The organism is Aminobacter sp. P4_H6_2 (assembly GCF_056400805.1).
The window spans coordinates 1-6,942 of record NZ_JBFUKO010000283.1; the positions used below are offsets into that span (position 1 = coordinate 1).

Here is a 6,942-nt window from a genome sequence, read left to right on the forward strand (position 1 = left end):
GTGGCGAAGGCGGGCTTTGTGGCATCACGAAAGTTGGGATTGGCTTCAAAGGTGACGACATCATTGGCTTTGAAGTCGACAACCCTGAAGGGGCCGGTGCCGATTGGTTTGAAATTCTGATCCGTGCACTGAAGCATTTTTGCGCCAAGGCAGTCCTTGAACTGCGCGCTCTGGAGAATGGGCGACTGGCCGCCGACAAATGGGCCGAACGGATATGCCTTGGGCCCGGAAAACGTTACCTTGACCGTCAAATCGTCGATCGCGTCAACGCTGGCAACTTCGCCGAAATTTCCGACCTGCTGGCACGACCCAGCCGGATCCATGCAGTATTTTGCGGTAAAAACCACATCCTTTGACGTAACCGGTGATCCGTCCGACCAGGTCAGCCCGGGCTTCAATTGCCAGGCGATCGACTTCAGGTCGCTCGACACACCGCCATTTTCAAGCGTCGGTATGTCCTTGACCAGAACCGGCACGATGGCGCCATTCTCATCGTAGCGCGCCAATGGCTCAAGCACCAAAGCGGCCGCATCAACATCCTTGTTTCCGCTGGAGATGAACGGGTTGAGCACGGACACCGCTTGGTAGAATATGATCTTCAAGTTGCCGTCTCTTCCGCGCTGCGTGTCGGCGGCGGCTTGGCCGGATGCGAACGCGGCGTAGGTAACGGCTAGAATTGCTGCAGTCTTTCTCATTGGTTTTCCCCTATTATTGTGTTTCCCGACAGAAATGACTTCATCCTCTGGTGAAGAATGCGGCTCCTTTTGCTAAGCCAAGTGGCAAGCCACATGATGATTGCTCTCTGCTCCGCGCCAGACAGGCTCCTCGACAAAGCACCGCTCGATCGCTTCCGGGCAGCGCGTACAGAAGCGGCAGCCTTGCGGCGGATTGGCAGGGTCTGGGATGTCGCCTTTCAGGATGATCCTGCGCCGTTGCGCCTCGACGTCGGGGTCGGGCACCGGAACTGCCGACAATAAAGCCTTGGTGTAGGGATGCCTGGGCGCGGCGAACAAAGTCTCGACATCGGCGAGTTCAACCATCTTGCCCAGGTACATGACAGCGACGCGGTCAGCGATATGCCTGATCATCGACAGGTCATGGCTGACAAAGWGGTAGGTGAGGCCGAGCTTCTTCTGCAGTTCCTTCAGCAGATTGACCACCTGCGCCTGGATCGACACGTCCAATGCGGCGATCGGTTCGTCGCACACGATGAAATCAGGATTGAGCGCGAGCGCCCGTGCAATTCCGATACGCTGGCGCTGCCCGCCCGAGAACTCGTGGGGATAGCGGTTCACATAATCGGGGCTAAGACCCACCGCATTCAGAAGTTCGCCCACCCGCGCGGCACGCGCATCCCCCTGGTACTTGCGATGCTCGACAAGCGGCTCGGCGATGATCGCCCCCACCGTCATGCGCGGGTTCAAGGAGGCTTGTGGGTCCTGGAAGATCATCTGCATGCGCGGCCGCATACGCCGCAAAGTCTCACCTTCGAGTGCGGCTACATCCGACCCGTCGAAGAAAATACTTCCCGCGGTCGCATAGCACAGCCGCAACAAGGCGCGGCCCGTCGTCGATTTTCCGCAACCGCTTTCGCCCACGAGCCCCAGCGTCTCGCCCTTGCGGATATCGAAGCTCAATCCGTCGACAGCCCTGACCGCCCCGACCTGCCGGCGAAGGAGGCCCCTATACACCGGGAAATGCACGGCCAGGCGCTCAACACGAACCAGCGGATGACCCTCGGACACGACCTGTGTCGACTGACTCGCCTCAGTCGACATCGCGCRCTCCACCTGTCTGGGGGTCCCACCAGCAGGCCACATCGTGGCCGTCATTCAGCTCGATCCGGAAGGGATTGCGCTGCCAGCATTTTTCAAAGACGTGGCTGCAGCGCGGCGCGAAGGCACAAGACGCCGGATGCTGCCACAGAAGCGGCGGCTGTCCGGGGACACTGTGCAAGTTTTCGTCGGCCCGGTGACGGCTAGGCAGCGCCTCAAGCAGCGCTCTGGTGTAGGGATGCTGCGGATTCTTGAAGAGATCGCGCACATTGGCGTGCTCGATCACCTGCCCTCCATACATGACCATGACACGATCGGCGATGCCCGCCGCCACGCCGAGATCATGCGTAATCCATATGATGCCCATGCCGAGCTTCCGGCGCAGATCGCGGACAAGCTCCAGTATCTGGGCCTGCACGGTCACATCTAGCGCGGTTGTCGGCTCATCGGCGATCAGAACCTTGGGGTCGCAGGCAAGTGCAATCGCGATCATGACCCGCTGCCGCATTCCGCCAGAAAACTGGTGCGGGTAGTCGTCGATCCTTTTGGCTGCGCCAGGGATACCGACCAGTTCCAGCAGCTCGACTGCGCGCGTGCGGGCTGCCTTCTTTGAAAGCCCCATGTGCTCGCGCAGCGGCTCCATGATCTGGAACCCGACCGTGAATACAGGATTGAGCGACGTCATCGGATCCTGGAAGATGAAGCCGATCTGCGAGCCGCGGATCTCGCGCATCTCCGATGCGCTCAGCTTAGTGAGGTCATGATTCTGGAACATCACGCGGCCGCCAGAGATCCTGGCCGGGGGGCTCGTCAGCAATTGCACGAGCGACATCATGGCAACGCTCTTGCCTGAGCCGCTCTCTCCGACTACGGCAAGCAACTCGCCTTCGTCCAGATCGAAACTGATCCCGTTCACCGCATGAAGCGTTCCGCTATGCGTGTGAAAAACCGTCGTCAGATTATCGACCTCAAGCAGACCAGTCATGGGATACTATATCCGAACATATCGTGCTCCTCCCGATCCGAGGCCAGACATCGCGGCGTCGGATTTACGGTGAACCGCCTGCAGCCGGCAGGAACCGATCACCACCTCTTCAAGCAAACCCCGCCCTGCGATCAACCAGCCCGGCCATCCCATCTCTAAATCCGGAGGAACGGCAGTAAAATGATAATGACATCATATTCATTAATCGTCTCTGGTCAAGCTGATGGATCCCGCCGAATGCAATAAGGCTGCTCGCAGGATTCGGCGAACGCCGGTCACGACGAAACCCTCGAATCCGGTGTCATTCTGGTTGATTTTGGAACGCTCTGCCGCTCAGGTGACGAAAGAGCCCATGAGGACAGCGTCGATATCAACGGCTCCCATCGGTCGAAACGGCACCGCCCCGGCGGTCAATCGAAGCCAGGCAACTGACATTGACTTCACTTTCATGTTGGGGAATCTTTGCGCACGCGCTTAGCCATTGGGCTTGCGGCTGACGGCGGTGCGGCACAACAAACCATATGTCTGGAGCCGCCACGGCCTCGAACCGGTTCTCGGCAGAATGGCCGGTCAACAAGTGCTGGATCGCACAAGATGGCAACACCGCAAACCAGGCAGCAATGCAGGCACCGTCCTTCCAGTCGCTCGTGCGGCGTTCGTAAACAAGGGTGATGAGGCGACATGAAAAATACCCCGGAAATCTGGGACTATGTCGACGAGAAGAAGGACGAACTGATCGAGTTGTCGGATCGCATTTGGGGAATGCCCGAGACTTGCTACATGGAACAGCGCTCGTCAAAGGAGCATCTGGCCGAACTCGAACGGCAGGGCTTTGCGGTCAAGTCGAATCTCGCCGACATCCCGACGGCCATCATGGGCGAAGCCGGAAACGGCGGCCCGGTGATTGCTTTTCTGGGTGAATACGATGCGTTGCCCGGGCTTAGCCAACAGGCAGGTATCGCCCAGCATCAGCCTGTTACAAGTGGCGGGAATGGGCATGGTTGTGGACATAACCTGCTCGGGGCCGGCGCCTTGCTGGCGGCAACCGCAGTCAAGAACTGGCTGGTCGAAAACAAGCTACCTGGCACCGTGCGCTATTATGGCTGTCCCGCAGAAGAAGGCGGAGCGGCCAAGGCCTTCATGGTCAAGGCCGGCCTTTTCGACGACGTCGACTTCGCCATTACCTGGCATCCTGCTGCGGCCGTGGAACTCTGGTCGTCCGAAACCCTAGCCAATACGCGGGTCGATTTCTCATTCCTCGGGCGCTCCTCCCATGCCTCGGAAGCCCCCCATCTCGGCCGCAGCGCACTGGATGCGGTCGAGCTGATGAATGTCGGCGTCAACTATATGCGCGAGCACATGCCGAGCGATGCGCGGGTTCACTACGCCATGCTCGACGGCGGCGGCATCGCCCCAAATGTCGTGCAGGGTTATGCCAAGGTTCGCTACGCCGTGCGCGCCAGGAACCTGGATGAGATGTTTGGCTTGCTCGAGCGGGTCAAGAACATTGCCCGGGGTGCCGCGCTGATGACGGAAACCAAGGTCACCATCGAGGTGATCAGCGCCGTCGCCAACTACATCCCGTGCGGCCCACTACAAGAGATCATGGCGCGCAACATCGTCAAGCTTGGCGCACCGGAATTCGACGAGGCCGATGCCAACTTCGCCAGGGAAATCCAGAGGACCTTGTCACCCGAAGAGATCAGTCATGCCTTTGTTTCCTTCGGTCGTGAAGTCGATCCCGACAAGGCATTGGCCGATTTCATCGTGGCCAGTGACCCCTCGATGCTCAAGGCGATCAGCATGGGCTCGACAGATGTCGCTGATGTGAGCTGGGTAGTGCCGACCGTGCAGTTGAACGGGGCCAATTTTGCCATCGGCACACCCTTCCACTCATGGCAACTGGTTGCGCAGGGCAAGAGCCCCGCCGCGCTCAAGGGGATGGTCCATGCCGCCAAGGCAATGGCGGCCACCGCGGTCGATGCAATCCACGACAAGGACTTGATCGCCAAGGCCAAGGCCGCGCACGAAAAACGCGCAGGCAAGGCCAACTACAAAAGTCCCATTCCCGATGGGACCAAGCCGCCAATTGCCGCGATGACCTGGTGATTGCAGCGGTGGCGCCGAATAGGAGCGAACTTTAAGGCGCGCGAACGACAAGGTCGTAACGGATATAGTCCTTTCGTTCTGCGACCTTTTCGTAAAGCCGCTGGGCCGGATAGTTGTCGGACTGCGTCATCCAGAAAATCTTGAACCAGCCCATCGTCCGAGCAATCTCATGGAGATGATCGATCATCGCCTGGGCGACACCTTTGCCCCGGCTCTCGGAACGAACATAGATGTCCTGCAAATAGCAGACATCACCATTGCTCCAGGTGAAGGGGAAGGCAAGGAACAAGACAAAGCCTAGCTGCATGCCATGGTCATCGACTCCAACAATGCATTCCAGCGGGGTATCCGCATCCAGGATTCGTGCCCAGTTGGCTTCGCCCATGCTGCGATCGCCGGGCTCCGACGGCGCGAGCGCCACGAAATCCGCCCACATTTCGAGGAAGGCATCGCGATCCTGCGCATGCGCGAGGCGTACCTGTACTGTATTGGAAGGCATCAAAGTTCCCTCATTTTCCTTGTTTTCCTAGGGACTTCGGCATGTCATCAAGAAGCGATCGGGTGGTGAAGACCAGAGCCGTACCCGATATCACGATATCGTAGGGCTCCCGCGCCAGTTTCAGCGTAAGATCCACTACCATCTCCCCGCCTTCGCTTCGAACAGCTTCGATATCGCAAGAGGCGGTGAGCCTGTCGCCGGGCCAGACCGGCTTTTGAAAACGGACCGAGAATTTCTGGATGCTGCCCGCCCCGAACCATGCACTGACAGCCGACGCGAGCAGTCCGGCCGAAAGCATGCCGTGACCCATCACATCGGAGAGCCCGGCGGCTTCGGCGAATCGTGCATCGTGATGCAGCGGATTGAAATCCCCCGAGGCGCCGGCGTAGCGGACAAAGTCGGTTCGCGTTAGCGGAGCAAAGACGATTGGCGCAGGCGGCGTCATGACTGGTTCGTCTCCGTCTGGATGGTGGTCATGGTTTCCCGGCAGACGATTTTCCCGGTCGCAACGGACGCGAATTCGGTCTCGATACTAACCACGCGCATGCGTCCGCCGCGCCGCCCGGTCCGTATCTCGTCGGCCACCATACGTGCCCGGCAGCACAGCCGGTCGCCGGCGCGTATCGGCGCGAAATACTCGTACTGCTGTGCGCCATGAACCGTACGGCTACGATCGAGCTTAAGGATTTCGGTGATCAGCCGCTCGACGAAGCCCGCGGACGCCACCACCGGAAACGTCGACGACGCGATCACCTCTTCACCACCGCCGTGAATATCCCGCACCGCACGCGCGAATTCGCGAATCTTGCCGGCCTCGACCGTGAACATCCATTCCTCGATGATGTCGCCAACCGAGATCACGCCGGACCTCCCCTTACCAGGTTGCCGCGACACGACAACAGCAGAACGAAACATTGGATAATTCTACGTTCGTCATCAGCCCAACTTTCACAATCGATCGCGCGCATAACTTGGACCAGAATAGTCAGGTGACAAGCGGCCAGCTGTTGCTCGGTTTGATCTCGGCGCGCACGGCGACAGCTTCGGCCGATTTCCGCGCCTGTCGATAGATTTCGGATTCATCGAGCCTGACCAGCCGGCCATGCCGAACGATCACCTCGCCGTTGCACAGAACTGTATCAACGCCTTTGGTGCGCGAGACCAGCGCAAGCTGGCGCACGGCATCGACATTGGGCTGCGAATCGGGGAGCGCGTTCGTCCGGATGACGATGTCTGCGCGCTTGCCCACTTGGAGGCTGCCGACTTCGTCTTTCAAGCCCAACGCCCTGGCGCCGCCCAGCGTGAACATCTCCTGTATGGCTTCCGACGTGAGGTACTCGCCCCATTCCCGGCTCACCAGGTAAGCGATGAAACCAAGATCGCCAAACGCCCAGACCTTGGCGATATCGGTGCCAAATGCCACCGAGGTGCCACGTCGATGCAATCCAGGAAACGCGCTCCTGCCGGTCTGGGAGATGGCGTAGTACATGACGTTTCCGGGGTGCCAAACGAGTGCCATGCCACTTGCCGAGACCGCCTCGACCTCGCTCGCATCCAGGATGTTCATGTGGGTG

At 59.5% G+C, this 6,942-nt stretch carries 8 protein-coding genes; 1 reads left to right on the plus strand and 7 read right to left on the minus strand.

All coding sequences use genetic code 11. The annotated features are described in order from the left end of the window. The 3 genes from AC1DUU_RS19050 to AC1DUU_RS19060 form a co-directional block, all read right to left on the minus strand. Nucleotides 1-695: ABC transporter substrate-binding protein (locus tag AC1DUU_RS19050; protein ID WP_476784967.1), on the minus strand; the 695-nt coding region annotated here is incomplete at its 3' end. A gap of 72 nt (nt 696-767) precedes the next feature. Continuing rightward, on the minus strand, nt 768-1,778 hold the full coding sequence (locus AC1DUU_RS19055) for an ABC transporter ATP-binding protein (protein ID WP_476784974.1): 1,011 nt from the start codon (nt 1,776-1,778) through the stop codon (nt 768-770). Further along, nucleotides 1,768-2,760, minus strand: coding sequence for an ABC transporter ATP-binding protein (locus tag AC1DUU_RS19060; RefSeq protein WP_476784968.1), 993 nt, complete (start codon nt 2,758-2,760; stop codon nt 1,768-1,770). Before AC1DUU_RS19060 ends, AC1DUU_RS19055 begins: the two co-directional genes overlap by 11 nt. A 681-nt stretch (nt 2,761-3,441) precedes the next feature. Here AC1DUU_RS19060 and AC1DUU_RS19065 point away from each other — a divergent pair. Further along, the gene (locus AC1DUU_RS19065) at nt 3,442-4,869 is read left to right on the plus strand and encodes an amidohydrolase (protein WP_476784969.1); all 1,428 of its coding nucleotides are present in this window, start codon (nt 3,442-3,444) and stop codon (nt 4,867-4,869) included. Nucleotides 4,870-4,900: 31 nt separating this feature from the next. Here AC1DUU_RS19065 and AC1DUU_RS19070 read toward each other — a convergent pair whose 3' ends face one another. The 4 genes from AC1DUU_RS19070 to AC1DUU_RS19085 all read right to left on the minus strand — a co-directional run. Then, nucleotides 4,901-5,368 carry an N-acetyltransferase family protein gene (locus AC1DUU_RS19070; protein WP_476784970.1) on the minus strand — a complete coding sequence of 156 codons (468 nt, stop codon included), beginning with the start codon at nt 5,366-5,368 and terminating at the stop codon, nt 4,901-4,903. Between the two features lie 10 nt (nt 5,369-5,378). Then, the gene (locus AC1DUU_RS19075) at nt 5,379-5,813 is read right to left on the minus strand and encodes a MaoC/PaaZ C-terminal domain-containing protein (RefSeq protein WP_476784971.1); all 435 of its coding nucleotides are present in this window, start codon (nt 5,811-5,813) and stop codon (nt 5,379-5,381) included. Beyond that, nucleotides 5,810-6,229, minus strand: a complete 420-nt coding sequence (locus AC1DUU_RS19080; protein WP_476784972.1) for an FAS1-like dehydratase domain-containing protein — start codon at nt 6,227-6,229, stop codon at nt 5,810-5,812. The genes AC1DUU_RS19075 and AC1DUU_RS19080 overlap by 4 nt, the downstream gene beginning before the upstream one ends. 124 nt (nt 6,230-6,353) lie before the next feature. Next, a partial coding sequence (locus tag AC1DUU_RS19085; RefSeq protein WP_476784973.1) for an amidohydrolase family protein occupies nt 6,354-6,942 on the minus strand: 589 nt, incomplete at its 5' end.